The sequence below is a fragment of the Phenylobacterium kunshanense genome (assembly GCF_003254525.1).
GTDB lineage: Bacteria > Pseudomonadota > Alphaproteobacteria > Caulobacterales > Caulobacteraceae > Phenylobacterium > Phenylobacterium kunshanense.
Map to the genome: position 1 here is coordinate 1 of NZ_QFYS01000014.1, position 25,694 is coordinate 25,694.

Annotated in this window: 21 protein-coding genes and 1 tRNA gene; 12 read left to right on the forward strand and 10 right to left on the reverse strand. The window is 69.1% G+C overall.

Annotated elements, in window-relative coordinates:
- Nucleotides 1-349: 349 nt before the first annotated feature.
- From DJ019_RS20060 to DJ019_RS20070, 3 genes are all read right to left on the reverse strand, one after another.
- Nucleotides 350-424: transfer RNA gene (locus tag DJ019_RS20060), tRNA-Val, on the reverse strand.
- Between the two features lie 34 nt (nucleotides 425-458).
- The gene (gph, locus tag DJ019_RS20065; protein WP_111278561.1) at nucleotides 459-1,172 is read right to left on the reverse strand and encodes a phosphoglycolate phosphatase; all 714 of its coding nucleotides are present in this window, start codon (nucleotides 1,170-1,172) and stop codon (nucleotides 459-461) included.
- Nucleotides 1,162-3,420, reverse strand: coding sequence for a transferrin receptor-like dimerization domain-containing protein (locus DJ019_RS20070; protein WP_111278563.1), 2,259 nt, complete (start codon nucleotides 3,418-3,420; stop codon nucleotides 1,162-1,164). Before DJ019_RS20070 ends, gph begins: the two co-directional genes overlap by 11 nt.
- 111 nt (nucleotides 3,421-3,531) lie before the next feature.
- Between DJ019_RS20070 and glmU the strand changes: the two genes are divergently transcribed.
- From glmU to DJ019_RS20105, 7 genes are all read left to right on the forward strand, one after another.
- The gene (gene glmU, locus DJ019_RS20075; protein WP_111278565.1) at nucleotides 3,532-4,884 is read left to right on the forward strand and encodes a bifunctional UDP-N-acetylglucosamine diphosphorylase/glucosamine-1-phosphate N-acetyltransferase GlmU; all 1,353 of its coding nucleotides are present in this window, start codon (nucleotides 3,532-3,534) and stop codon (nucleotides 4,882-4,884) included.
- Entirely contained in the window at nucleotides 4,881-5,567 is a 687-nt protein-coding gene (rpiA, locus tag DJ019_RS20080) for a ribose-5-phosphate isomerase RpiA (RefSeq protein ID WP_111278567.1), read from the forward strand. The genes glmU and rpiA overlap by 4 nt, the downstream gene beginning before the upstream one ends.
- A 10-nt stretch (nucleotides 5,568-5,577) precedes the next feature.
- Nucleotides 5,578-6,957, forward strand: coding sequence for a glutathione-disulfide reductase (gene gor, locus DJ019_RS20085; RefSeq protein ID WP_111278569.1), 1,380 nt, complete (start codon nucleotides 5,578-5,580; stop codon nucleotides 6,955-6,957).
- Nucleotides 6,958-6,984: 27 nt separating this feature from the next.
- Nucleotides 6,985-8,166: an O-antigen ligase family protein gene (locus DJ019_RS20090; protein WP_111278571.1), complete on the forward strand. Its 1,182-nt coding sequence runs from the start codon at nucleotides 6,985-6,987 to the stop codon at nucleotides 8,164-8,166.
- An 82-nt stretch (nucleotides 8,167-8,248) separates the two neighbouring features.
- Nucleotides 8,249-9,634, forward strand: a complete 1,386-nt coding sequence (locus DJ019_RS20095; RefSeq protein WP_111278572.1) for a class II 3-deoxy-7-phosphoheptulonate synthase — start codon at nucleotides 8,249-8,251, stop codon at nucleotides 9,632-9,634.
- A 123-nt stretch (nucleotides 9,635-9,757) separates the two neighbouring features.
- Nucleotides 9,758-11,842 (forward strand): catalase, encoded by a 2,085-nt coding sequence (locus DJ019_RS20100; protein WP_111278573.1) that lies wholly within the window; start codon nucleotides 9,758-9,760, stop codon nucleotides 11,840-11,842.
- Between the two features lie 123 nt (nucleotides 11,843-11,965).
- Nucleotides 11,966-13,321, forward strand: coding sequence for an MATE family efflux transporter (locus DJ019_RS20105; RefSeq protein WP_111278575.1), 1,356 nt, complete (start codon nucleotides 11,966-11,968; stop codon nucleotides 13,319-13,321).
- Here DJ019_RS20105 and DJ019_RS20110 read toward each other — a convergent pair.
- Nucleotides 13,318-14,220 carry a cobalamin biosynthesis protein CbiG gene (locus DJ019_RS20110; protein ID WP_111278577.1) on the reverse strand — a complete coding sequence of 301 codons (903 nt, stop codon included), beginning with the start codon at nucleotides 14,218-14,220 and terminating at the stop codon, nucleotides 13,318-13,320. The genes DJ019_RS20105 and DJ019_RS20110 overlap by 4 nt on opposite strands.
- A 70-nt stretch (nucleotides 14,221-14,290) precedes the next feature.
- A complete protein-coding gene (locus DJ019_RS20115; protein WP_111278579.1) occupies nucleotides 14,291-15,292 on the reverse strand; it encodes an NADP-dependent oxidoreductase in 1,002 nt (333 codons plus the stop codon).
- Between the two features lie 84 nt (nucleotides 15,293-15,376).
- On the opposite strand from DJ019_RS20115, the gene DJ019_RS20120 reads away from it, so the two are divergent.
- Nucleotides 15,377-16,300 (forward strand): Gfo/Idh/MocA family protein, encoded by a 924-nt coding sequence (locus tag DJ019_RS20120; RefSeq protein ID WP_111278581.1) that lies wholly within the window; start codon nucleotides 15,377-15,379, stop codon nucleotides 16,298-16,300.
- A gap of 53 nt (nucleotides 16,301-16,353) precedes the next feature.
- Here DJ019_RS20120 and DJ019_RS20125 read toward each other — a convergent pair whose 3' ends face one another.
- The gene (locus tag DJ019_RS20125; RefSeq protein ID WP_111278583.1) at nucleotides 16,354-19,095 is read right to left on the reverse strand and encodes a TonB-dependent receptor; all 2,742 of its coding nucleotides are present in this window, start codon (nucleotides 19,093-19,095) and stop codon (nucleotides 16,354-16,356) included.
- A 518-nt stretch (nucleotides 19,096-19,613) separates the two neighbouring features.
- Here DJ019_RS20125 and DJ019_RS20130 point away from each other — a divergent pair.
- Nucleotides 19,614-20,303: an aspartate/glutamate racemase family protein gene (locus DJ019_RS20130; RefSeq protein ID WP_111278585.1), complete on the forward strand. Its 690-nt coding sequence runs from the start codon at nucleotides 19,614-19,616 to the stop codon at nucleotides 20,301-20,303.
- Here DJ019_RS20130 and DJ019_RS20135 read toward each other — a convergent pair.
- The 3 genes from DJ019_RS20135 to xth are packed head-to-tail and all read right to left on the reverse strand — an operon-like array spanning nucleotide 20,296 to nucleotide 22,488.
- Nucleotides 20,296-20,991, reverse strand: a complete 696-nt coding sequence (locus DJ019_RS20135) for an NnrU family protein (RefSeq protein ID WP_111278587.1) — start codon at nucleotides 20,989-20,991, stop codon at nucleotides 20,296-20,298. The two genes, DJ019_RS20130 and DJ019_RS20135, sit on opposite strands and share 8 nt — an antisense overlap.
- Before the next feature lie 44 nt (nucleotides 20,992-21,035).
- Nucleotides 21,036-21,659: a hypothetical protein gene (locus tag DJ019_RS20140; RefSeq protein WP_111278589.1), complete on the reverse strand. Its 624-nt coding sequence runs from the start codon at nucleotides 21,657-21,659 to the stop codon at nucleotides 21,036-21,038.
- 49 nt (nucleotides 21,660-21,708) lie between these two features.
- Nucleotides 21,709-22,488 (reverse strand): exodeoxyribonuclease III, encoded by a 780-nt coding sequence (xth, locus tag DJ019_RS20145; RefSeq protein WP_111278591.1) that lies wholly within the window; start codon nucleotides 22,486-22,488, stop codon nucleotides 21,709-21,711.
- A gap of 114 nt (nucleotides 22,489-22,602) precedes the next feature.
- Between xth and DJ019_RS20150 the strand changes: the two genes are divergently transcribed.
- Together DJ019_RS20150 and DJ019_RS20155 are read left to right on the forward strand one after the other, a co-directional pair.
- Nucleotides 22,603-23,253: a glutathione S-transferase family protein gene (locus DJ019_RS20150; protein ID WP_111278593.1), complete on the forward strand. Its 651-nt coding sequence runs from the start codon at nucleotides 22,603-22,605 to the stop codon at nucleotides 23,251-23,253.
- Between the two features lie 6 nt (nucleotides 23,254-23,259).
- The gene (locus DJ019_RS20155) at nucleotides 23,260-24,093 is read left to right on the forward strand and encodes a hypothetical protein (RefSeq protein WP_111278595.1); all 834 of its coding nucleotides are present in this window, start codon (nucleotides 23,260-23,262) and stop codon (nucleotides 24,091-24,093) included.
- A gap of 2 nt (nucleotides 24,094-24,095) precedes the next feature.
- On the opposite strand, the gene erpA is transcribed toward DJ019_RS20155, so the two are convergent.
- The gene (gene erpA / locus DJ019_RS20160) at nucleotides 24,096-24,428 is read right to left on the reverse strand and encodes an iron-sulfur cluster insertion protein ErpA (protein WP_111278597.1); all 333 of its coding nucleotides are present in this window, start codon (nucleotides 24,426-24,428) and stop codon (nucleotides 24,096-24,098) included.
- Between the two features lie 82 nt (nucleotides 24,429-24,510).
- Here erpA and DJ019_RS20165 point away from each other — a divergent pair, with 82 nt between their 5' ends.
- The gene (locus DJ019_RS20165) at nucleotides 24,511-25,689 is read left to right on the forward strand and encodes a deoxyguanosinetriphosphate triphosphohydrolase (RefSeq protein ID WP_111278599.1); all 1,179 of its coding nucleotides are present in this window, start codon (nucleotides 24,511-24,513) and stop codon (nucleotides 25,687-25,689) included.
- Nucleotides 25,690-25,694 lie beyond the last annotated feature (5 nt).

Genomic DNA, 25,694 nt, shown 5'->3' on the forward strand with positions numbered 1-25,694 from the left:
GAGAATCCTCGTCCCGTGCGGTTCAAGCGGAGCTCTGAATCATGGCGCAGCGGGACGCGTTGGTAGCAGTGTTGGTACGTGGCGTTCCAATAGAGCAATCACCGAGGGAAATTTGAGTCCTGCCGGGTCTACGATCGGCGAGAGCGTCGTCGTCGGGGTGGTTTCGATGTCCTTGTCTGCGCTCGCGATGCAATGCGGGTAGGAGGCGAACACCCTCCAGCCGTCACAGCCGATTCGCAGGGGGCTCCCAACGGCAGCTTCTCTGCCCCCCTATTGCCCCCCTAAACGACCGCACAATCCGCCTGAGTGGGAGTCGAAGTGGTAAATCGCTGAATTTTCTGGGAGAAAATGGTGGATGCGACAGGGATTGAACCTGTGACCCCCTCGGTGTGAACGAGGTGCTCTCCCGCTGAGCTACGCATCCGCCGGCCACGCCTCGCGGCGCGGGAAGGCGGGGGCTATAGCCGACCGGATCGCGGGCCGCAAGCGGTCAGGAGCCGCAGGCACGCACTCGGCAGGTCGTCAAAACTGTGGATGAGTTCGTCAGGGTCGAGGTCGGCCACGGGGATCTCGGTGTAGCCGAAGCTGACCAGGATCAGGCCGGCCCCGGCGCCCCGGGCCGCGCCGGCGTCGGTCGCGGCGTCGCCGACCATGATGGTGCGCCCGAGATCGCCGCCCACGGCGTCCACGGCGACCTGAAGGTGGCGCGGGTCGGGCTTGATCGCGGGGGCCATGTCGGCCCCGACGATGGCGTCGAAGCGGCGCGCGAGGTCCAGGCGCTCCAGGAGGGCGATCGAGAGGTCGGTGCGCTTGTTGGTGCAGACGCAAAGCCGGGCGCCCGCGGCGGCGAGGGTGTCGAGCGCCGCCTCGCAGCCGGGGAAGGGCCGGCTCTCGTCGGCGATCCGCTCGCGGTAGTGGAGGATGAAGCGCTCAAACAGCGCCTGCGAGCGCGTCGGATGCAGGTGCTCGCCCGCCGCCTCGAAGCCGCGCTCGATCATCCACCGCGCGCCGCGGCCGATAAATGGACGGGCGTCGGCAAGCGGCAGGACCGGCAGGCCCTCGTCCTTCAGCAGCACGTTGAGCGTGCCGATCAGGTCGGGGGCCGTGTCGACCAGGGTGCCATCGAGGTCGAAGGCGACGACGGCCCCTTTGAGCGAAGCGTCAGCCGCCATTGACCACCGCCGTCGCCGCGTCGAGGCCGGCCGCATAGTCCGTCAGGGCCTCGGAGGTGAGGGCGATGTAGGTGGTGGCGTCTTCGAACCGGCGCTCCTCGATCGCCTCGCGGATGCCCGGCAAGGTCTTGGCGCCGTAGCCGGTGAAGCGGCCGGGGGCGTAGATCATGTGCTTGTACCAGGCGCGGAAGGGCAGGCCCTTGTCGCGCAGGAGGCGCTGCTCCTGGGTCAGCAGCAGGGCGTCCAGCTTCTTCCGCTGCGCGGCGCCCAGAGTGGCGCCCTTGGCGGCGAGGGCCTGGTCGAAGGCCGCCGCGCTGGCCTTGAGCTTCGCCAGACTGGCGTCCATGGGGGCGAAGTCCAGGGCAGGCGAGGCCGGCAGCGCGGGCGGGTCGCCCCGGGGGATCGTCGGGTCGTCGGCCAGCCTGTAGGCGCCCGCCGCCAGCAGCCGGGCGCGGGTCTGGGCCTGATCGCGCGTGGTATCGGCGAGCTTCTTCACCTCGTCGAGATAGACCGCGACCGTGTCGGCGAGGTCGCCATACCGCTGGACCGGCGTATCGGCGTCGGCCATCCGGAGCACCATACGGCCGGCCACCTTGGCGAGCGCGCCGGCGTAGGCGTGGCCGGGATCCACGAAGCGGCTGTGGTGCTCGTAGGTGTCGTAGGCCGAGTGGTAGACGCCGCCGGAGTCACCCTCGCCGCCGAAGCCCACGTTCAGGGTCGCGAGGCCCAGGTGCTGCAGGAAGGCGGAATAGTCCGAACCCGAGCCCAGCGGATCGAGGGGCAGGTCGCGGGCCGGGTCGGCGGCGATCTTGCCCCGCGCCACGGCTCGGGCGCTGGCGCCGGGCGCCTCGCCCTGGACCGTCAGGCCGGCCCGGGCGCGGTCTCGCACCGAGACGCCCGTCTGCGGGTCCTTAACGTCGGTCGCCACCTCGTTGACGAAGCGCTGCAGCGCATGGCTGCCGCCAACATCCAGGAAGCCCCGGCCGTTGGAGTCGGAGTTGATGTAGACGAGGCCCTTCTTCTTCAGCTCCGCGGCGTGGGTCTCGGCCCATTCGGTTGAGCCCAGCAGCAGGGGTTCTTCGGCGTCCCACGAGAGGTAGACGATGGTCCGGTCGGGCCGCCAGCCGGCCTTGTAGAGCGCGCCCAGGGCCTTGGCCTCGGCCATCATGGCCACGTGGCCCGAGAGCGGGTCCGTGGCGCCGAAGACCCAGCCGTCGCGGTGGTTGCCGCGCAGCACCCACTCGTTCGGCCTCGTCTTGCCCTTGAGGGTGGCGACCACGTTGTGGGCCGGTTTCAGGCTCCAGTCGGAGAGGACCTTCAGGCGGACCTTCGCCGCCTCCCCGCCGCCCACGTGGTAGGTCAGGGGCAGGGCGCCGCGGAACGAAGCCGGCGCGACCGGACCGTCCAGCGCCTTCAGGATCACCTGGGCGTCGCCGTAGGAGATCGGCAGCGTCGGGATCTTCAGGATCGCGGGGCTCTCCTCGCGGCTCATCCGCTTGCCGTCCTCGGACGAGCCGTAGCCTGGCGTCGTCGGGTCGCCCGGGAAGATGGTCATGTCCGCGACCGAACCGCGCTGGAAGCCCTGCGGCGGGCGCGCAGGACCCGCCGGATAGACGTCCTCGACCGCGTAGCCGTCCTCTCGCGGGTCGGAGTAGATGATCGCGCCGACCGCGCCCTGCTCCTGCGCCAGCTTCGGCTTCAGGCCGCGCCAGCCCTGGCCGTAGCGGGCGATCACGATCTTGCCCTTCACCGACACGCCCAGCCGGGCCAGCGCCTCGTAGTCGGCGGGAAGACCGTAGTTCACGTAGACGACCGGGGCGGTGACGTCGCCGTCGCCCTGGAAGGCGACATAGGCGGGCAGCTGATCCTTGGTGCGGGCCGAGCTCTCGTCGCCCGCCACGGGCGCCTCGGTCAGCGTGGCCTTGAACGGCGCGCCGGCCCCGGCCACCAGCTCGAGCGAGACCTCCTTGGGCGTCGGATAGAGCACGGGAATGGTCTCGATCTTCGCATCCCAGCCCCAGGCCTTGAACTGGGCCAGGGTCATCTCCGCGTTCTTCCTGTTGTGCGGCGCGCCGACGTGGATCGGCTCGGCGGACATTGTCTTCAGCCAGGCGCCCATCTCGGCCGGATCGATGGCCGCGTCGAACTTCGCCTCCAGCGCCGCGTCGGCGGACTGGGCGGCGGCCGGCGCCAGCGCGGCGAGGGCGGTGGCGGCAAGAAGGGCGGCGAGACGCGAGCGAGACGGCATGGAGATTTCCCCGACTGGAAGGGCGGCACGCTAGCCATGTGTCGCGCGCCGCCACAAGGCTTGCTAAGCGGGGGCGACACCCGAGACTCGATCTGATCCCAGGAGCGCCGAATGACCGCCAGAGCCGCCGTGATCATGGCCGCCGGCCACGGCACGCGGATGAAGTCGCGCACGCCTAAGGTGCTGCACAAGGTGGGCGGCCGGACCCTCCTGGACCGCATCATCGACACGGTGCAGGCGGCCGGCTGCGACCGCATCCACGTGGTGGTGGGCCTGATCCCGGAGGTCCGCGCGCTCGTCGAGAAGCGCCTGGGCCCGCAGGCAGTGGTCGTGCAGGACCCGCCCATGGGCACCGGCCACGCCGTGCTGTGCGCCAAGGACGCCCTGGCGGACTTCGACGGCGACGTGCTGATCGTCAATGCCGACCCGCCGCTTCTGACCGCCCAGGACCTGGAGCCGCTGTTCACCCTGCGACGGGGCGGGGCGGCGCTGGCGCTGCTGGGGTTCGAGCCGGTGGACCCGCTGCTCTACGGGCGCGTGCTCCGCGGCGCGGACGGCCACGTGATGCGGATCGTCGAGCCCAGCGAGGCGAGCGAGCAGGTCAGGCAGGTCAAGCTGTGCAACGCGGGCATGTACCTGGCTGGCCGCGAGGACCTGTTCCGCTGGCTGTCGCGCCTGACCAACGACAACCCGAAGAACGAATACTTCCTCACCGGCATCGTCGCCGAGGCGGTGAAGGAGGAGAAGCTGGTGCGGGCGCATATCGCCCCCGAGACGGCAGTGATGGGCGCGGACACGCCGATGCAGCTCAGTCAGGCCGAGGCCGAGTTCCAGAAGCGCCGGCGGGCGCACTTCCTGGCCGAGGGTGTCGCCATGACCGCGCCCGAGACGGTGTTCTTCGCCTGGGACACGGAGATCGCCGCCGGCGCGACGGTAGAGCCCTATGTGGTCTTCGCGCCCGGCGTGAAGGTGGAGACCGCGGCGGTGATCCGCGCGTTCAGCCACCTGGAGGGCTGCGTGGTGCGGGAAGGCGCGCTGATCGGGCCCTACGCGCGGCTGCGGCCCGGCGCCGACATCGGCGAGGAGGCCCACATCGGCAACTTCGTCGAGGTGAAGAAGGTGACGGTCGGCAAGGGCGCCAAGGCCAACCACCTGGCCTACCTGGGCGACGGCACGGTGGGCGCGGGCGCGAACATCGGCGCCGGGACGATCTTCTGCAACTACGACGGCTTCTTCAAATACGACACCCATGTGGGCGACGGCGCGTTCATCGGCTCGAATTCGTCGCTCGTGGCGCCGGTGCGGATCGGGGCAGGGGCCTACACCGGCTCTGGCTCGGTGATCACCGAGGATGTGTCGGACGACGCCCTGGCGCTGGGCCGTGGTCGCCAGGCCGAGAAGGAAGGCTGGGCGGCGAAGTTCCGCAAGAAGATGGCCGCCAGGAAGGCCGGGAAGAGCAAATGAACGACGCAGACGCCCAGAAGAGGGCCGCAGGGGAGGCCGCGGCCGCCCTCGTGCAAAGCGGCATGGTGGTGGGGCTCGGCACCGGCTCGACGGCCGCCTGGTTCGTGAAGGCCCTGGCCGCGCGCAAGCTGGACATCATCGGCGTCCCGACGTCGCAAGCCACCGCCGACCTGGCGACCAGCCTCGGGATCCGGATCGGCGAACTGGGCGAGACCCGGGCCATCGATCTGACCGTCGACGGGGCGGACGAGGTCGGGCCGGGCCTGTCGCTGATCAAGGGCGGCGGCGCGGCGCTGCTTCGCGAGAAGCTGGTCTGGGAGGCCTCGAAGTCCTGCGTCGTCATCGCCGATGCGGCCAAGCAGGTGAAGACGCTGGGAAAATTCCCCCTGCCGATCGAGGTCGTGGCGTTCGGACACAAGACCACGGCGCTGCGGATCTGCGACGCCCTGGCCGAGTGCGACATCGGCATTGCGCCGGCGCTGCGCCGCAAGGACGGCGAACCGGTGAGAACCGACGGCGGCAACCTTATCTATGACGCCCACTGCGGCCGGATCGAGGAGCCTGCGGTCCTGGCGGCGGCGCTGAAGAGCGTCACTGGCGTCGTGGACCATGGCCTGTTCCTCGACCTGGCCGACCGGGCCCTGATCGGCACGCCGGACGGGGTGATCGAACTCGAACCGTAAGGAGTGTCCCTTGGCGGACTACGACCTCTTCGTCATCGGCGCCGGCTCTGGCGGCGTGCGCGCGGCCCGTGTGGCGGCCATGAGCGGCGCCCGGGTGGCGGTGGCCGAGGAGCATCGCGTCGGCGGAACCTGCGTCATCCGCGGCTGCGTGCCCAAGAAGTTCATGGTCTACGCCTCTGAATTCTCGAAGGCTTTCGAGACAGCGCGGGGCTATGGCTGGGAAATCGGCGAGACGCGCTTCGACTGGCCGCGCTTCCTGATGGACAAGGACAAGGAGATCGCCCGGCTGTCGGGGATCTATGTCCGCAACCTGCAGAACGCCGGCTGCGAGCTGGTGCACGGCAAGGCGCGGCTGAAGGACCGGCACACCGTCGAGATCGAGGGCGTGGGCACGGTGACTGCCGACAAGATCCTTATCGCCACCGGCGGGCGCCCGTGGATGCCGGCTGACCTGCCGGGCGTGGAGCATGCGATCACCTCGAACGAGGCGTTCCACCTGGAACAGCTCCCGAAGCGGATCGTGATCGCCGGCGGCGGCTATATCGCGCTGGAGTTCGCCTGCATCTTCAATGGTCTCGGCGTGGATACGACGGTGGTGCACCGGGGCCCGAACGTGCTGCGCGGCTTCGACGATGACGTCCGTATCCACGTGGCCGAGGAGCTGAAGCAGGCCGGCGTCAAGGTGATGCTGGGGACCCAGCACGCCCGCATCGAGAAGACCGCCATGGGGCTCGTCAGTCACTGCACGGGCGGCCACGGCGTCGAGTCCGACGTGGTCATGTTCGCCCTGGGCCGCGAGCCCTACACCGAGGGGCTCGGGCTGGCCGAGGCGGGGGTGGAACTGGCCGAGAACGGCGCGGTGAAGGTGGACGCCTTCTCGCGCTCCAACGTCGAGAACATCTGGGCCGTGGGCGACGTCACCAACCGCATCAACCTGACGCCGGTGGCCATCCGCGAGGGCGAGGCCTTCGCCCGCACCGAGTTCCACGGCACGCCCATGAGCTTCGACCACGAGATGGTGGCCGCGGCGGTGTTCACCCAGCCGCCGGTCGGGACGGTGGGGCTGTCGGAAGCCGACGCGCGCCGCCAGCACCACGGCAAGGTGGACATCTACATGGCCAAGTTCCGCGCCATGAAGGAGACCTTCTACGGCGGCCAGCAGCGCACCCTCATGAAGCTGGTGGTGGAGCAGGGCAGCGAGAAGATCCTCGGCTGCCACATCGTCGGCCCCGACGCGCCCGAGATCATCCAGATGGCGGCGGTGGCCCTGAAGATGGGCGCGACCAAGCCGCAGTGGGATTCCACCTGCGCCGTGCACCCGACCCTGGCCGAGGAGCTCGTCACCATGCGCGAGAAGCATATCCCGCCCGCCATGGGTCAGGTGGCCTAAACCTCCGAAGCCCCGTATGGGGCAGGTATGAGCGAAGCGGCAGGCGAGATCCGCGACCGGCTGGGGGCCTGGTGCGGCTGGGTGCTGGTGGGCCTGGCCGGCCTGACGCCGCTGCTCGCCTGGCTCAGCCCGATCAGCTTTGCGCCGGTGGTCGGTCTCGCGGGGCTGCTGTGCCTACCGGCCCTCAGGATCGGACCCCAGGAAAGGCCGCTGGCCATCGTCCTGCTCGTGGCCTCCGCCTGGGCGTCTCTGTCGACCCTGTGGAGCCCGCATCGCCCGGCGCTGGAGGACAGCGTCGCCCTCAAGCTCTTCCTGCAGATCCCGCTTTACTGGGCGGCCTGGTGCGGCGCGCGGCGGGCCGATCCGGCCCTGCGGCGGCTGGCGTTGAAGGTTCTGGCCTGGGGCTTGGCGGCTTATGGCGTGGTGCTGCTGATCGAGGCCTTCACCGGCGGCGCGCTCTACCTCGGCCTGCGTCAGGCGATCGGCGACCCCATCCGGCCCGACCTCGGCCGCAAGAACATCGCCCAGGGCAGCTTCGTCCTGGCGCTGCTGTGGCCCGTGGCGGCCGCGGCCGGGGCGCGGGCGGGCGCCCCGAAGGCGCTGGCGATCCCGATGGCGCTGGGGACGGCGATCCTGGCCAGCCGGTTCCTCTCGGACGCCCCGACGATCGCCGTGGGGCTGGCGATCCTCGCCGGAGCGCTGGCCTGGATTTGGCCGCGCTCAGCGCCGCCCGCGATGGGCCTCGCCACGGCCGCCGGGATCATCCTCATGCCCCTGGTCTTCCTGCTGATGGCAGGCCTCGGGCTGCGCGTCAGCCTGCCACTCTCGTGGGCGGAACGCATGAGCTACTGGATGTACGCCACCGCCCAGATCGGCGCGCACCCCTGGCGCGGCTGGGGCCTGGACGCCAGCCGGGCGTTCAGCCCGCACATCCAGCTTCATCCGCACAACGGCCCGCTACAGCTCTGGCTCGAGCTGGGGCTGCTGGGTGCGGTGCTTGCCGGGCTGATCTGGATCTTCGCCTTCCGGCGGCTGGCCCGTGACGAGCGCGGCCTGCTGGCCGCGGCGACCGTCGGCTCGGCAGCGGTCTACGTGTTCTTCGGCCTGATCAGCTTCGGGGTCTGGCAGGAGTGGTGGCTGGCGCTGGGCGCCCTGGTGGCTGTGACCGGGGCGCTGGGTGACGCAGAGGATACGTCTCGTCGCAGCTAGGCCGCGGGGAATCGACGCTGCGCCGCAATGTCGTTAAAACGCCCGGCCCGCCTAACGTCAGGCGGTTTCCGAGTGCAACACGATGACCCAACACTGGACGCCCGCATCCTGGAGATCGAAGCCCGCGAAGCACATCCCGTCCGACTATCCGGACATGGCCGAGCTGTCGCGAGTCGAGACCACCCTTCGGAAGATGCCGCCGCTGGTGTTTGCGGGCGAGGCGCGCCGCCTGAAGGGTCTCCTCGGCGACGTTGCGGCCGGCAAGGCCTTCCTGCTCCAGGGCGGCGACTGCGCCGAGAGCTTCAAGGAATTCCACGCGGACAACATCCGCGACACCTTCCGCCTGATCCTGCAGATGGCGGTGGTGCTGACCTTCGCCGGCGGCAAGCCGGTGGTTAAGGTCGGCCGCATGGCCGGCCAGTTCGGCAAGCCGCGCTCGTCGCCGGTGGAGACGGTCGACGGCGTGGAGCTGCCTAGCTACCGGGGCGACAACATCAACGGGATGGACTTCACCCCGGAGAGCCGCACGCCGGACCCGCAGCGCCTGATCCAGGCCTACAGCCAGTCGTCGGCGACGCTGAACCTGCTGCGCGCCTTCGCGGGCGGCGGCTATGCCGACCTCTACAACATCCATCGCTGGACCCTGGGCTTCGTGAATGACAGCCCGCAGGGGGCGCGATACCGCGAACTGTCGGAAAAGATCTCCGAGGCCCTGACCTTCATGGCGGCCATCGGCGTCACGCCCGAGACCCACCCCGAGATGCACCGGGTGGAGTTCTTCACCTCGCACGAAGGCCTGCTGCTGGGCTTCGAGGAGGCGATGACCCGCGTCGATAGCACCTCGGGCGAGTGGTACGACACCTCGGCCCACCTGCTGTGGATCGGCGAGCGCACCCGCCAGCTCGACGGGGCGCACGTGGAGTTCTTCCGCGGCATCAGGAACCCGATCGGCGTGAAGGTCGGCCCGACGCTGGAGTCGGACGAACTGCTGCGCCTCATCGACACCCTGAACCCGCGGGACGAGCCAGGCCGCCTGACGCTGTACGGCCGCTTCGGCTACGACAAGATCGAGCAGCGGCTGCCGAACCTGCTGCGCGCGGTGAAGGCTTCGGGCCGGACCGTCGTCTGGGCCATCGACCCGATGCACGGCAACACCCTGACGGCCAACACCGGCTTCAAGACCCGGCCGTTCGACCGCATCCTCTCGGAGGTGAAGTCCTTCGTCGACATATGCAAGGCCGAGGGGGTCCATCCCGGCGGCGTGCACCTGGAGATGACGGGGCAGAACGTCACCGAGTGCCTGGGCGGCGCCCGCGCGCTGACCGAGGGCGAGCTCGGCGACCGCTACCACACCCACTGCGATCCGCGGCTGAACGGCGAGCAGGCCCTGGAACTGGCGTTCCTGGTGGCCGAGAAGCTGAAGGACGACCGGGTCGACCTGGCCGACCGCGTGGCGGCCAATATCTGACGCGAGGTTTCCCGGGCGGCGGCGCTGCCGTGGCCCGGGACGCCGTCAGCGCCGATTTCGGCGGCTCCCCCCTGAACTTCTTCGTCCGGCGGCAGTTGGGCGGGGGACAGGAGGGATGCTCACATGTCCAACGACATCTATGACCGCCGCAATCCGGGTTCGGGCGGCGAGACGCACCAGCGCGCCGAGGGCGATACGCCGGTCCTGACCACCCAGCAGGGCGTGCCGGTCGCCGACGACCAGAACACGCTGAAAGTCGGCCCTCGTGGCCCCTCGTTGATCGAGGACTTCCACTTCCGGGAGAAGCTGTTCCACTTCGACCATGAGCGGATCCCCGAGCGGGTGGTTCACGCCCGCGGCTTCGGCGTCCGCGGCTACTTCGAAACCACGCAGTCGCTCGCCGACGTGACCCGCGCCGACCTGTTCCAGCGGGTGGGGGAGAAGACCGAGGTCTTCGTCCGCTTCTCGACGGTCGCCGGCAACAAGGGCTCCTTCGACCTAGCCCGCGACGTCCGGGGCTTCGCGGTGAAGTTCTACACGAAGGAGGGCAACTGGGACCTGGTCGGCAACAACATCCCGGTGTTCTTCATCCAGGACGCCATCAAGTTCCCCGATGTGGTCCACGCCGCCAAGCAGGCGCCGGACCGGGACTTCCCCCAGGCCCAGACGGCGCACGACAACTTCTGGGACTTCATCACGCTCACGCCCGAGTCCATGCACATGATCATGTGGACCATGTCGGATCGGGCGATCCCGCGATCGTTCCGGTTCATGGAGGGTTTCGGCGTCCACACCTTCCGGTTCATCGACGCCCAGGGGCGGTCGTCTTTCGTCAAGTTCCACTGGAAGCCCAAGCTGGGCCTGCAGTCGGTGTTGTGGAACGAGGCGGTGAAGATCAACGGCGCCGACCCGGACTTCCACCGCCGGGACCTGTGGGATGCGATCAAGCTGGGCGATCCGCCGGAATGGGAGCTCGGCGTGCAGGTGTTCGACGACGCCTTCGCCGACAGCTTCCCGTTCGACATCCTGGATCCCACCAAGCTCATCCCGGAGGAGCTGGTTCCGATCCGGATCGTGGGCCGGCTGGTCTTGGACCAGACCGTGGACAACTTCTTCGCCGAGACGGAGCAGGTCGCCTTCTGCACCCAGAACGTCGTCCCCGGCATCGGATTCACCAACGACCCGCTGCTGCAGGGGCGGAACTTCTCGTATCTCGACACCCAGCTGAAGCGCCTGGGCAGCCCGAACTTCACCCATATCCCGGTGAACGCCCCGCGCTGTCCCGTGATGAATTTCCAGCAGGATGGCCACATGGCCATGCGGAACCCGGTGGGCCGCGTGAACTACGAGCCGAACAGCTGGGGCGGTCCGCGCGAGTGCCCGACCCGCGGCTATCCGCACTTCCCCGCCGCGGAAGCCGGCGAGATGCGGCAGGTGCGGTCCGAGAGCTTCGCCGATCATTACAGTCAGGCCCGGCAGTTCTACCTGAGCCAGCTTCCGGTGGAGCAGAAGCACATCGGCGACGCCTTGGTCTTCGAGCTCAGCAAGTGCGAGCGTCCCGACATCCGGGCGCGCATGGTGGCGCACCTGCGCAACATCGACGAGGGGCTGGCGGCGAGGGTGGCGAATGGTCTTGGCCTGGCCGCCATCCCCGAGGCCCTGCCGCCGGCAAGGCCGGTGGTGGCCGATCTGGCGCCGTCCGACCCGCTCAGCATCCTGAAGCGCCTGCCGCCCAGCTTCCGCGGCCGCAAGGTCGGCATCCTGATCGCCGATGGGTCGCCGTCCGACCTGCTGGCGTCGCTGGTCGCCGCGATCGAGGCCGAGGGCGCGGTCTATGAGATCATCGCCCCGAAGGTCGGGGGCGCGGTGCTGGATGACGGGGCGCTGCAGCCGGCCAAGCAGAAGATCGATGGCGGGCCGTCGGTGCTCTACGACGCCGTCGCGGTCCTGCTCTCGCCAGAGGGGGCGGAACTGCTCAGCATGGACAAGCCGGCGAAGGACTTCATCAACGACGCCTTCGCCCACTGCAAGGTGATCGGCCACACCGAGGCGGCCCTGCCGTTCTTCGAGAAGGCGGGGCTCTCCCTAGCGGAGCTGGACGAGGGCTTCGTCGGCGTGGCGGATGGCGGCAAGGCCTTCATCGCGGCCTGCCGGAACGGGCGCGTCTGGGCGCGAGAACTGAAGACCGACCTCGACGCCATCGGCTGATCCAAGCTGTGCCCTGCGGGTCACGGAGGCCCGGCGGAAGTCCGGAACGGCGGAGCTGGCCCTTGCCCAAAGTCTGGGTGGGCGCCAGTCTCCGCGCCTCTTTGAAACCCGGGACCCGTCGTCATGGACCGCCCTGCGGCCCAAGAGCCTTCGCCTGTCCGCAAGGACCTCACGACCCTGCTGACGCTGTCGGGGCCGGTGGTGCTGTCGCGCCTGGGCATCATGGCCATGGGGCTGACCGACGCCGTGGTCGTCGGACGCTATTCGGCGACTGAGCTCGGCTATCACGCCCTCGGCTGGGCCCCGACCAGCGTGGTGCTGACCGCCGTCGTCGGCCTGCTCACGGGCGTGCAGGTGATGACTGCCCGCGCCGTGGGCGAGGGGCGGCGGGACAAGACCGGCGCGGTGCTCCGGCGTGGCCTCGTCTACAGCTTCTGGATCGGCCTGGTCTCGACGGCGGTCCTGGCCGCGGTTGGCCCGCCGTTCCTGCATGCGATCGGCCTGGAGAAGGATCTGGCGGACGGCGCCAGCCGGGCGCTGCTGGTCTTCGCCCTGTCCCTCACCGGTTACGCGATCAGCGTCGCGTGCAGCTTCTGGCTGGAGGGGTTGTCCCGGCCGGGACCGGCGGCCACCGCCATGTGGGCGGCCAATGTCGTCAACCTGGCCCTGGTGCTGCTGTTCGTGCCCGGAACCTTCGGCCTGCCCGCTGGCGGGGCCGTGGGCGCGGCCTGGGCCACCTTCGGCGCGCGGACCTTCCTGGCCCTGGCGATGCTGGGCTTCATCGTCCGCATGGGGGAGGCGCGGGCGCTCGGCGTGTTCACGAAGCCGGAGCCGGACCGAGCCGCCGCCACCGAGCAGCGGCGGATCGGCTACGGCGCGGGCGTCTCGAACTTCCTGGAAGTCTCCGCCTTCGCCAGCATGAACGTCATCGCCGGCTGGATCAGCGGCCTGGCCGTCGCCGCCTGGGCGATCGTCCTGAACGTGGCGGCGATCGTCTTCATGGTGCCGCTCGGCCTGGCGACGGGGGCCGCGGTCCTGGTCGGCAAGGCCTATGGCGCGCGCGACCCCGCGGGCGTGAACCGGGCCGGCGCCGTAGCGTTCGCGGTGACCGGCGTGTTCGGGCTGATTATTTCACTCGCCATCTGGCCGACCGCGGGTCTGATCGCCCAGGGCTACACCACCGATCCGGCGACCATCGCGATGGCCGCGCCGGCTCTGGTCCTGGCCTGCCTGTTCTTCTTCCCGGACTGCCTGCAGGTGGTCGCGGCCCAGGCGCTCAGGGCGCGGGGCGACGTGTGGCTACCCACCTATACGCACCTCGCCAGCTACATCCTGGTGATGACGCCGCTGGCCTGGTGGTTTGCGATCCCGCTGAAGATGGGCATCGACGGCATCGTCTGGGCGGTGGTGATCGCCAGCTTCCTCTCGGGCGGCCTGCTGCTGGGCCGCTTCTGGATGCTGAGCCGGCGCGAGCGCTAGACGCCCGCACCCAGGATCCAACCCTCCTCGCGCTCGGCGTCCAGCACGACGTCGGCGGCGGTGTCCTTCGGCGGCGCGAAGAGGGCGCCCAGCTTGTTCGCCTCATCCAGGCGGGCGAAGTGCTCGGCGGTCGTGCGCACCTGGGTCAGGTCCTTGACCTCGCCGGGCGCGCCCTGCGGCTTCAGCATCGACGGATAGACCTCGGCCACCACGGCCTCAACGCCGTTGAGATCCGCCTCGGTCAGCGCCTTGAAGCCCGTCTCGAACGGCCAGACCTTCACGGCCTCGCCGCGCGCGTCCTTCAGGCGCCGCACGAACGGGATGCCCAGGATCGCCTGACCTCCCACCGAGCCGTTGTAGTAGAGCTTCCAGATCGAGGCGGCGCCCTTGGCCGCCAGGTCGCCATGACGGAACTCGGGCAGGTCGTCCGGCCCGTGGTTCCGTGTCCGCTTGGGCTGCAGGGTGGTGAGGGCGTCCTTCGGCGGGCAGCCCCAGAAGGGGAACGGGCCACCGGTCAGGCGCCGGTTGATCTCGGAGCCCACGCCGAAGCGGTTGTTGGTGTTGTCGGCCTTGTCCTTGACCATCTTGGCGAGCTGGTCCCAGGTCGCGCGCCAAGGCTGCTCGCCCGGGAGGTTCAACGCCGTCGCGAAGCCGCGCGGGAAGCCCAGCGGGAAGTCGAAGCCGATCAAGGCCCGCTCGCCGCGCTTCTTCAGGTCATCGAGGATGGCCGCCAGCCGCGTCTCGGCCTCGGCCCGGGTCGAGGGATTGTAGCTCTCGAAGGCCATGCGGAAGCGGATGTCGCGCTTCAGCACGCCGATCCAGATGGAATCGGCCCCCGTCGTCGGCTTGGCCGCGGCGCTCCAGTCGACGATCACATAGGCGCTGAACAGGCGCGGCACGGCCAAACTCCAGGATAACTCGGGGGGAGGATGAGGGCTTTCTACGCCCTCATCCCGGGTGGTCCAACCGTCAGGCGAGCTTGACCAGCATCTTGCCGAGGTTCTCGCCCTTGAACAGGCCGACGAAGGCGTCGGGGGCCTTCTCGATCCCCTCCTTCACGGTCTCGCGCCAGGTGACCTTGCCTTCCTTGACCCATTGGCCGAGCTCGCGGTGATAGTCGGCCATCATGTCCCAGTGGGTGGAGACGATGAAGCCTTCCATGCGGAGCTGCTTGCCGACCATCTGGACCAGGTTGCGCGGGCCGGGCGGGAGCTCGGTGGCGTTGTACATCGAGATCGCGCCGCAGAGGGCGAAGCGCGCGAAGGGCCGGGCCGCTGCCAGGGCGGCTTCCAGGTGCTCGCCGCCGACGTTGTCGAAATAGACGTCGATGCCCTTGGGCGCGGCGCGGAGGAGGGCGGCGGTCAGGTCCTTCTCGGCCTTGTAGTCGATGACCTCGTCACAGCCGATCTCCTTCAGGAAGGCGACCTTCTCCGCCCCGCCGGCCGAACCGATGACCGTGTGCCCCTTGGCCTTGGCGATCTGCACCACCATCGAGCCCACGGCGCCCGCCGCGCCCGACACGAAGACGATGTCGCCGTCCTTCAGCGCCGCGACGCGCAGCAGGCCCGCGTAGGCGGTCAGGCCCGGCATCCCCGCCGCGCCGAGGAAGGCCTGGGGCGGCAGGCCGGCGGTCTCCAGCTTCTGCACGCTGGCGGCCGGGGCGTTGAAGCCCTCGCGCCAGCCGAGGTTGGACTGCACCAGATCGCCAGGCTTCAGGGACGGATCGTTGGAGAGGGTGACCTCGCCGATGGCCCCGCCTTCCAGCGGCGCGCCGAGCTGGAACGGTGGCACGTAGCTCTTCACGTCGTTCATGCGGCCGCGCATGTAGGGGTCGACCGTCATCCAGAGGTTCTTCACCTGCACCTCCCCCGGCCCGGGCGCGGGCAGGTCGACGGTGGCCAGCTCGAAATTGTCGTGGGTCGGCACGCCATTCGGGCGGCTCTTCAGGCGGATCTCTCGGACGGCGGTCATGGCTTCCTCCAGCTCGGTTTCAAACAGTTGTAAGAGGCCTGTCGGGTGGCGTCGATAGCGCGGCGCATGATAGGCCCCGACGCCATGAGCGAGACCTTGCGCGGCGGCGTCATCGGAGCGGGCGTGTTCGGCGGCTATCACGCCCGGCAGTATGCGCGTCTGCCTGGCGTGACGTTCGTCGGCGTCTACGATCCCCACCCTGAGCGCGCGGCCGGAGTCGCCATGCCCCTGGGTGGGCGGGCGTTCGCCGACCTCGAGGCGCTGCTGGCCGAGGTGGATGTCGTGACCGTGGCCTCCCCGGCCAGCCATCACGCCGAGCAGGCGCTGGCGGCGATCGCGGCGGGAAAGCACGTCTATGTCGAGAAGCCCGTCGCCATCTCCGTCCCAGACGGGGAAAAGGTGCGCGCGGCGGCCGACAAGGCCGGACTGGTCGTCGCCTGCGGACACCAGGAGCGGGTCGTGTTCCAGGCCATGGGCCTGCTGGACGTGACCGAGCAGCCGCTGCTGCTGGAGGCGCTGCGCCACGGTCCGCCATCGGACCGCAGCCGCGACGTCACGGCGGTGCTGGACCTGATGATTCACGACATCGACCTCGTCCTCGCCATAGCGGCGGCCGATCCGGTGACGGCCGAGGCCGAAGGGGAACGCGCGGCGGATGGGGTGTGGGACGCGGTGCGGGCCGAGGTCAGTTTCGACAGCGGGTTCACCGCGCGCTTCGACGTCTCCCGCATGGCGGAAGCGCGGCGGCGGACGATGAGGGTGGTCTATCCCTCGGGCGAGGTGGAGATCGATTTCGTCGCGCGGACCTTCCGCAACACCACGCCCTTCGCCCTCAACCCCGACTTCGCGGACACGCCGGCCGCCGCCGACCCGCTGGGGGCGAGCGTCGAAGGGTTCCTGCAGGCGGTGCGAGGCCTGGCCCCGCGACCTGTGGTCAGTGCGGGCGAGGCGATCGCGGCGCTGGACCTGGCGGTCGCGGTCGAGAAGGCCCTCGACGAGGCCAACTGAAGGCCGGGAGCAGACGGGCGCCGCGGGGTGCGTGCGGCGCCCGTCCTACGGCGTCAGAAGCGGTACTGCAGTTCCACGCCGTAGATGCGCGGCGGCGTCAGCTCATAGACCTGCGCGCCGTTGGGGAAGCGGTCCGACGCCACCGTGGCGCTGTTGTTGCGCTGGGACGCCGCCACGGCGGCGGCGTAGCCGTCGTCGTTGAGGACGTTCTTCACGTAGGCGATGACCGTGTACTTGCCGCCCTCGGGAGCCCAGATGGCCCGCAGGTCCACCTGGTCCCAGGACGGGGCCGAGTTGTACTCACGCTCGAAGACGTTGGCGTACGACTTCGATCGGTAGAGGTAGGTCGCGCCCAGGGTCAGGTCGCCCGGCTCGAAGTCGAAGGTGTAGGTGCCGTTCAGCGCGAACTTGTGCTTCGGCGCCTGGGGCAGGGCGTTGCCGACGATGCTGACGGCGCCGGTGTTGATGTTGTCGTTCACATCGACGAGCAGGAGGCTCTTCTTGATCTTCGTCGGGTTGTAGCCGTAGTCGACCGTCAGCCGCAGGGGATCGATGGGCCGCCAGATGACGCTGAGCTCGGCGCCCTTGGAGACCGATTTCTCGACGTTGACGAACTGGGTGACGTTGGTCGCGCCGACCCGCACGGCCACCGGCGCCTGCAGGTTCTTGTAGTCCAGGTAGAAGAGGGCGGCGTTGAACTGCAGGTTGGTCCCGAAGTTCTTCTTCAGGCCCACCTCATAGGCGTTGACGGTCTCGGCATCGGCCTTCGGGTCGGCCAGGAAGCCGCCGGCTGAGAAGCCGAACGCCTTGTAGCCGCGGCTGTAGCGGGCATAGGCCATGGTGTCGTCGTCCGGCTCCCACTGCACGCCGGCGGTGCCCGTGACGGCGTCGGAGGTGTCCTCCAGCTCGCGGCTGGCGATTCCGTTGGGCCCGATCACATACTGGCGGCAGACCTGCGCTGCGCCAGTCCCGGTGCAGACGGACGGCGTCTTCACGCCTTCGATCAGGCCGTTGGTGCTCTTGGGCGCCAGGGTGTCGGTGAGGTCCATGGCCCCGTTGCCCAGGCCGCCAAGGGGCGCCAACGCGTTCCCAAGGCCGAGAGCCTGGCCGACGGCCGGCAGGGCCGTGAGGTTGCCGAGCAGGCTGCCCCAGTTGGCGGCGGTGCCCGGTCCGAAGGCGCCGAGGCCCAGGGCCGGATAGAGGCCGGGATAGCAGGCGTCCGAGTTGCAGACGATGCGGCGGTACTCGGTGCCGAACTTCTTGTCCTTGGTGTAGCGCAGGCCGACCGTGAGCTTCACCTGTTCGGTCGCCTGCCAGTCGACCTGGCCGAACACCGCCTTGCTGCGGGTGGTCAGGGCGTAGTTGCCGGTGGACCAGTAGTTCTCCGGGTTCGGCCTGGCGCCCAGGATCGGCGTCTGCAGCGAGGACGGGCCGACGAGGAAGAAGTCGGCGGTGCTGCCGGTGCCGGTGTATTTCTCGTTGAAATAGAAGGCGCCGACGATCCACTGCAGAGGTCCGTCATGGGTCGACGAGATGTTGATCTCGTGGCTGAACCACTTCGGGTATTCGAAGTAGTGGTAGCCGTTGTTGGCGTTCACCGTCAGGGGTGAGCAGTTGACGCTCGATCGGCCGGCGGCGAACAGCGCTCCAACGGTTCCGCAGATGGAGCCTGGCGCCAGTGGGATCTGGTACGACTGGACGCTGGTGGCGTCGGTGTCGCCGTAGAGGTCGTACTTATACTCCTGAATACCGCCGACGTATTTCACGTCCACCGTGGGTAGGTGGTAGACGAAATTTGCGGTCAGCGAGTTCACGTCGCGCAGGCGCACGCGCTGCGGGATGTTGGTGTTGAAGGTGTGGTTGTCGACCAGCGCCGGGTTGGACGTGGTCGTCGAGCCGTTGAACTGGCGCAGGCTGCCCGGGACGATGCCGTTGACGCCGGTCTCGGGCGAATAGCCGTGGGCGGAATTGTAGACGATCGAGAAGTTGGGGTCGGTGCGTCCCGTCTCGTAGGGGCCGTTGAGGTAGCCCGCCCGGGCGCCGGGGCCGCCGCGGTTGTGCCAGACCAGCGTCTTGTATGAGACCCAGAGGTCCGCGTTCTCGCCCAGGTCGGCCTCGATCTGCGCCTGCACCTGGTATTCGTCGCGCTTGCTGCCTTCCGACGGCAGGCCGGCGTTGACGTTCTTGAAGTAGCCCTTGCGCTGGTCGAGCTTGTAGCCGGAGACCCTGAAACGCAGGCCATCGGTGATCGGGCCCGAGACCGCCATCTGCAGGTTGGTGAAGTCGTAGTTCTCGGCGATCGCCCGGACCTCGGCGTAGAAGTCCTCGGTCGGCCGCACGGAGATCACGTTCACGGTGCCGCCGATCGCATTGCGTCCATACAGCGTGCCCTGCGGCCCGCGCAGGATCTCCACCCGCTCCACGTCCAGCGGCGGGCCGCCGGCCAGCACGGTCGAGGTGGTGAACAGGCCATCGATGTAGATCGACACCGCCCCGTCCACCGCGTGGACGTTCGTCAGGCGGCCAATGCCGCGCATGCTCGAGCGGTCATTCGAGGACTGGTAGACGAAGCCGGGCGTGAAGTTCGTCAGGTCCTGGACGGTGCTGATGCCGACCAGGTCGCGTTGCTTGCTGGTGAAGGCCGAGATGGCGACCGGCACGTCCTGCAGGCTCTGCTCTCGTTTCTCGGCCGTGACGACAAGTTCCTCGATCACATTGACCTGGGCGCTCGCTGCGCTCGCCAGACTGACGCCCAGCAGCACGCTGGACACCATCAGATGGTGTTTGAATGTCATGAAACTGCCTCCCCGCAGCTTTTTTTGGGCGCTTATTGACTGCGCTTGAAGGCAGGCTGAGGCAGTGATGAAGCTGCTGTCAACGCAAATACCGATCGTGAACGTTGATAACTAAATAAGGGTCATATACACCTGCCGGCAGAGATAAGGTGGGATGCGTACGAGTCTTGTAACTGGTCGCCCGTTGAGCAATGATGTGGTAGCTACGGACTTTGTTCATCCCAGCAACAACCTATGGGCGCGCGCATTGCGCGCCCTATTTGTTTGGGGTGCGCCCTGATTCCGCCGCCTGAAGTCTGAAATTTCGCATTTGCGAAACATTGCGAAAGGCTTGCGGGACAAGAGAACGCCGGTCTCCGGTCTCGCTGAACATCGGCGCCGCAGCATGGTCGTCCCGGGGGCGGGCGTTGCTCGCTCAGGTGGAGCGCCAGCCGCGCCGAAGTGGCGCTTCCATCGGCCCGGAATGACTCCTAGAGAGCGCCGTCCGCCGGCTGGACCCGGCGCCCAGGAGGTGCGGCATGAAGACAATCGGCGTGCTCGGCGGGATGAGCGCGGAGAGCACGGCGCTCTACTACCGCGAGCTGAATCGCCTCGTCCGTGAGCGCAGGGGCGGCCTCCACTCGGCGGAGCTTCTCATCCGCTCCGTGGATTTCGCGCCTATCGCCGATCTTCAGGCGGCGGGCCGCTGGGACGAGACGGGACGTATCCTGGGCGAGGCCGCGCACCGTCTGGAGGGCGCCGGCGCGGATGTCATCATCCTGGCCACCAACACCATGCACCTGAACGCCGACGACATTCGGGCGGCCATCTCCGTGCCGTTCCTCCACATCGGCGACGCCACGGCCTCGGCGCTGAGGGCGCGGGGCGTGCGCCGGCCGCTGCTGCTGGCCACGCGGTTCACGATGGAGAAGGCGTTCTACCGCGAGCGGCTGTCGGCCGCCGGACTGGAGCCGATGGTCCCCGACCAGGCCGACCGGGATCGGCTCCACGCCATCATCTTCGACGAGCTGTGCCAGGGCGTCGTCCGGCCCGAGTCGACGGCGGCCGGGCTGGAGATGGTTGCGCGCGGCCGGGCCGCGGGCGCCGACGGGGTGATCTTCGGCTGCACCGAGGTGGGTCTGCTGCTTTCGCCCGACGCCCTCGACCTGCCGGCGGTCGACACCACCCTGGTGCACTGCGAGGCGGCGGTGGAGTTCGCCCTCAGCTAGGGATGGCCGGAACGCCGAACAGGAGCTGGTGGGACCAGGCGATCCCGGCCCACAGCAGGGTGGCGACCAGCACCCGCCACCAGCCGACCTCCTCGAGGTTTAGCTTCTGGCGGCCCGAGAGGATCGCGGCGAAGGGTACGTTCGAGGTCTGGGCGACAAACGCGTCCCACTCGGGCCCAAGGGCCCGCTTGCGCTTGGCGTCGATGCTGAGGGTCCCGAAGACGGCCAAGGCGAACATCGAGCCGAACAGGATCAGGGACGCCCACTCGCCGTTCACGAGCAGATGTCCGAGCGCCCAGATCGCCACCCCCCACAGGAACGGATGGCGGGTGATGCGCAGCATGCCCTTGACCACGTCCGGCCGCTGAAGCGCGCCCTCCTGCCGAACGCTGGTGGGATTCGGCGTGGTGAGGCCGGGGAAGATCAGCAGCAGCGCCAGGAGCTGGAACAGGAGCTGAGCGCCCCGTGTCGTCGAGCCGGGCGCCCAATAGGCCGTGTTCCAGGATGATGTCCGCGCCTCGCCGAACGCGAACCCGAGCCAGACAAGCCCCAGGACGGAGACCAGCGAGAACAGGCCCATGTAGGGGCCGGCGCCGAGCCGGGCGACGAGACCGTCCCGCATCCGGGTGCCGGACACGAGGAGATGGATCAGCACGAAGAAGCCGGCGGCGGCGATCAGATTGGCCATGGGTCGTTCCTCCGCCCTTGAGACTGGTGCAATAATTTACGCTGTCAAGTTATAGCGTCTTCAGGATCGGCCTTGAGGTCGTCGAAGAGCGGGCCGGCCGGAGCCGCCAGCAGGGGCGGGGCCTTTGCGACGGCTGCCTGTGGCGCCGTGCGCCGAAGCAGCGCCTCCATCCGCGCCATCCATCGGTTGGCTTCCCGCAGGGCCTCGCCGGCAGTGAGGCGGTCGCGCCACCCCTCGTCCTCCGGCCGCCAGAGATCCAGTTCGAAGTCGGGATGGGTCGCATCGTCGAATACGAACCTCAGCCGCACCAGCGTCTGCGGCTGGCCGAGGTCGTCCAGGCCCCGGCGGACGTCCCCGCGGAAGGCGCGCGCGGCCACCCGCTCGTCGACGATCACCTCGACGCCCACCACCTCCTCGAGCCGATAGTCGAGGCGCCAGCCGCCCCGGTCCCAGGTGACGCAGACCCGGCTCGTCGCCAGATCGAAGCCGATCCCCGTGCCGCGGCCCCGGGCGGTCAGCATGGGTTGCGGCGCCGCGCCGAGCGCTCGGGAGAGGGTGCGCTCCACCCGCCGCGTCTCGTCCAGGAAATAGGCGAACGCCGCGCCGATGATCGTCAGCGCGCCGCCCACCAGCGCGAGCAGGGCCAGGAGCCGCGCAACCTCGTCCATGGAACAACGATACGCGGATTTGTGAGTCGGCGGAACGCGGCCGTCCCGGTCAGGCGTCGAGCTCGATGACCAGCGGCACGTGGTCCGACGGCTTGTCCCAGCCGCGGACGTCGCGGTGGATCGAGACGCCGGTCAGCAGGTCGGTCGCCTCGGGCGACAAGAGCGCGTGGTCGATGCGGATGCCGTTGTTCCGCTGCCATGCGCCGGCCTGATAGTCCCAGAAGGTGTAGGCGCCCGGCGCGCCGTCGGCCTGCAGATAGGCTTCGGTCAGGCCCAGGTTCTTCAGCGCCCGGAAGGCCCGGCGGCTCTCGGGCTGGAAGAGGGCGTCGCCCTCCCAGTTCTTCGGGAATTCGGCGTCCCTGGGCTCGGGGATGACGTTGTAGTCGCCCATCAGCGCGAAGGGCTCTTCCCACGCCAGCAGCTCGCGGGCGTGGGCGTTCAGCCGGTCCATCCAGGCCAGCTTGTAGGCGAACTTCTCTGTGCCGACCGGATTGCCGTTGGGCAGGTAGATCGAGGCCACCCGCACTGGCTGCGGCCCTGAGACGACCGCCTCGATGTAGCGCGCCTGTTCGTCTCCATCGTCGCCGGGCAGGCCGCGTCGCACGTCCTCCAGCGGCCGCTTCGAGACCAGGGCGACACCGTTGTACGTCTTCTGCCCGTGGACGGCGACATTGTAGCCAAGCCGCTCAAAGGCTTCGGCGGGGAACTTCTCGTCGACGCACTTGATCTCCTGCAGGCACGCGACGTCGGGCTGGGCGGCCTCGAACCAGCGCAGGACTGTCTCCAGCCGCGCGTTGACCGAGTTCACGTTCCAGGTGGCGAGGCGCATCGGGGACTCCGCACTGACGGCGCGTGAAGCTAGTCGCGCCCGCTGTCCGGCTCAACGGGCTTGCCATGCCTCTTAGGCACGATACGGGTGAGCCAGACACGCAGGAGTCGCATCATGGCGCTGACGGTCCACGGCCATCCGCTGTCGTCCTATTGCTGGAAGGTGTTCATCGCGCTGGACGAGGCGGGCCTGCCGTACGAGCTCGCGCACATCGACCTCGCCGACGAGCAGGCCGCGGGCCGTTTCCGCCAGATTTCGCCCTTCGGCATGATGCCGGTCCTGGAAGACCCCGCGCACGGCGTCGCCACGCCGGAGGCGACGGTCATCATTCAGCATCTGGCCCGCGCCTATGCGTCGGCGGCGCACCTTGTTCCGCAAGGCGAGCATGCGCTCGACGTCGCGTTCTGGGACCGGGTGTTCGACCTGCACGTCCAAAATCACCTCCAGCGCGTGGTCGGTGACCGGCTGCGCGCGCCCGGAACCCGCGATCCGTTCGGGGTCGCCCAGGCGAAGGCGGCGCTGTCGCGCGCCTACGAGGTCGTCGAGGCGCGGATGGCCGACCGGGAGTGGGTGGCCGGTGGGTTCAGCATGGCGGACTGCGCCGCATGTCCGGCGCTGCACTACGCCCACAAGATCGTGCCCATCGGCGCGGCGTTCCCGAAGACGGCCGCCTATCTGGCGCGACTGGAGGCGCGGCCGTCGTTCGCCCGGGTGCTGGAGGCGGCGCAGCCTTACGCCCATTTCTTCCCGCAAGAGCCGGCCTGAACCGGCATGCGTGCCCGCCTCGTCCTCGCGCTTTCGCTCGTCGCCCTCTGCGCGGCCACGCCGCTGTCGGCGCAGGAACTCGCCCTGCCTCCAGTGCAGCCCTTGCCCCCCGTCGAGCCGCCGCCGGAAGCCCGCTCCCCGGCGCCGACGACGAGTTCCTCCGGCTGCGCGCCGGAGGCGCTGTTCCGCGCGACGCTACGCAATATCTCGCCGGGCCTGGCCGCGGCGGACCGGGCCGCGCAGCCGCGGACGCTATGGCGGTTCGGCCCGACATTTCTCCGCAGCGAAGAACAGCCGGACCCGGTGCGCGGCGACCAGGTGCTGACCATCGTGGCCGAGCCCGACATCTGGATGATCAACCTGGCCACGCGCGTGGGCCAGCACACGCTGGATCCCGGGCCAGACTACACGGTTCACGCGCCGATCCTGCCGCCGTCGCCGGATCTCCCTGGGCCGCTCCGCGCGCTGGAATACGGTTGCGAGCCCGAGTTCGTGGCCCGGCACGCCCCGCGGCCGCAGCAGCTCGTGAAGTGGGGGCAGATCCAGGCGGCGCTGCACGGCGCCAACTTCGGCGAGCACGCGGTGGCCGTTCTGATGGACCAGCGGCGCAACGAGCCGATCATGGTCAGCTACCTGCGCCAGGGACGACCCGTCTATGTGGTGCGCTACGACGACTGGCGGCGCGCCGGTCCGAACCGTCCGGAACTGTTCCAGCCGCCGAAGAATGTGGAGATCCGCGAGGCGCCGGCCCGGCCGCCGGGAGGCGCGCCGGCTGAAGGGAGCGACAGCTCGCCGCCGATCCCCCTGGGCAAGGGCGGCCGCACGCCGTTCACGGAGTAGGATCAGATCGAGAAGCTGACCCCGCAGCCGCAGCTCGACTTGGCGTTGGGGTTGCGGACGCGGAACTCGGCGCCCGCCAGCTCGTCCACGAAGTCGATCTCCGAGCCCTTGAGCAGGGCCAGGGACACCACGTCGACCAGCGCGGCGACCCCGTCGCGTTCGATCCGAAGGTCGTCGTCCTGCGCCGCGTCGACAAGCTCGAACTGGTACTGGAAGCCGGAACAGCCGCCGCCTTCGACCGCGACGCGCAGCATCACCGGCCGGCCCTCCTGGGCGCCGATGTGGCGGATCCGGGCTGCAGCCGCGGGGGAAAGGGTTACGTCCGCTGTGGCCATGCTCTGTTCGACGTTGCTGACGGCAGACTATATGAGGGCCTGACCGGCTTCGACCAAGGGGCCATGAGACAGATCAAGGCTGATGGTTTCCTTCATACCGCCGCGAGTCCCCTACGCCGAACAACCCGCCGCGTCGCGTGGACGCAAGGTTCCCGAGGCGCCCAGCCGTACGCGCACCGACTTCGCCCGCGACCGGGACCGCATCATCCACTCGACCGCCTTCCGGCGGCTGAAGGAGAAGACCCAGGTCTTCGTGGCGCACGAGGGTGATCACTTCCGCACCCGCCTGACCCACAGTCTCGAGGTCGCCCAGATCGCCCGCTCGCTGGCTACGGCCCTCGGCCTGGACGCCGATCTGGCCGAGACGATCGCCCTGGCGCACGACCTGGGCCACCCGCCGTTCGGCCACGCCGGCGAGGACGAGCTGCAGGTCCAGATGCAGGGCTACGGCGGCTTCGACCACAACGTCCAGACGTTCCGGGTCGTCACCAGGCTGGAGCGGCGCTACCCGCGCTTCGACGGCCTGAACCTGACCTGGGAGACGCTTGAAGGGGTGATCAAGCACAACGGGCCGGTCGTCGACCAACTCGCCAAGCCCTCCTGGAGCGCGATCTCCGAGTTCGACAGCCAGTACGCCCTGCGGCTCGACACCTGGGCGTCGGCCGAGGCCCAGGTCGCGGCGCTGTCCGACGACATCGCCTACAACAATCACGACGTGGACGACGGCGTGCTGGCCGGCCTGTTCAATCTCGACGAGCTGGCCGAGGTGCCGTTGATCGGGCCGCACATCAAGGCGGCCTGGGCCGACTATCCGGGTTGCGATCCGGGCATCCTGCGGCTGGAGGCGGTGCGCCGGATGATCGGCGCCATGGTCGACGACGTCATGGCCGAGACGCGTCGCCGCGCCGAGGCGGGCAGGGTGGACTCTCCCGAGGACGTGCGCCTGCTTGGCCACGCCCTGGTGTCGTTCTCCCGCGACATGGTCGAGGACCTGGCCGCGCTGCGCCAGTTCCTGATGGACCGGATGTACCGCTACTGGAAGGTCAACCGGACCCGGAGCCAGGCGCGCCGCATCCTGGCCGAGATGTTCCAGCTCTTCATGGCCGAGCCGGATGTCCTGCCCGCAGAGTGGGGCGCCCGGGCGCTGGGCCGCGACGAGGCGGGTCGCGCACGGGTGGTCTGCGACTACATCGCCGGCATGACCGACCGCTTCGCCATCGAGGAGCACCGCAAGCTGTTCCACCTCGACATCTGGAACTGATCCCG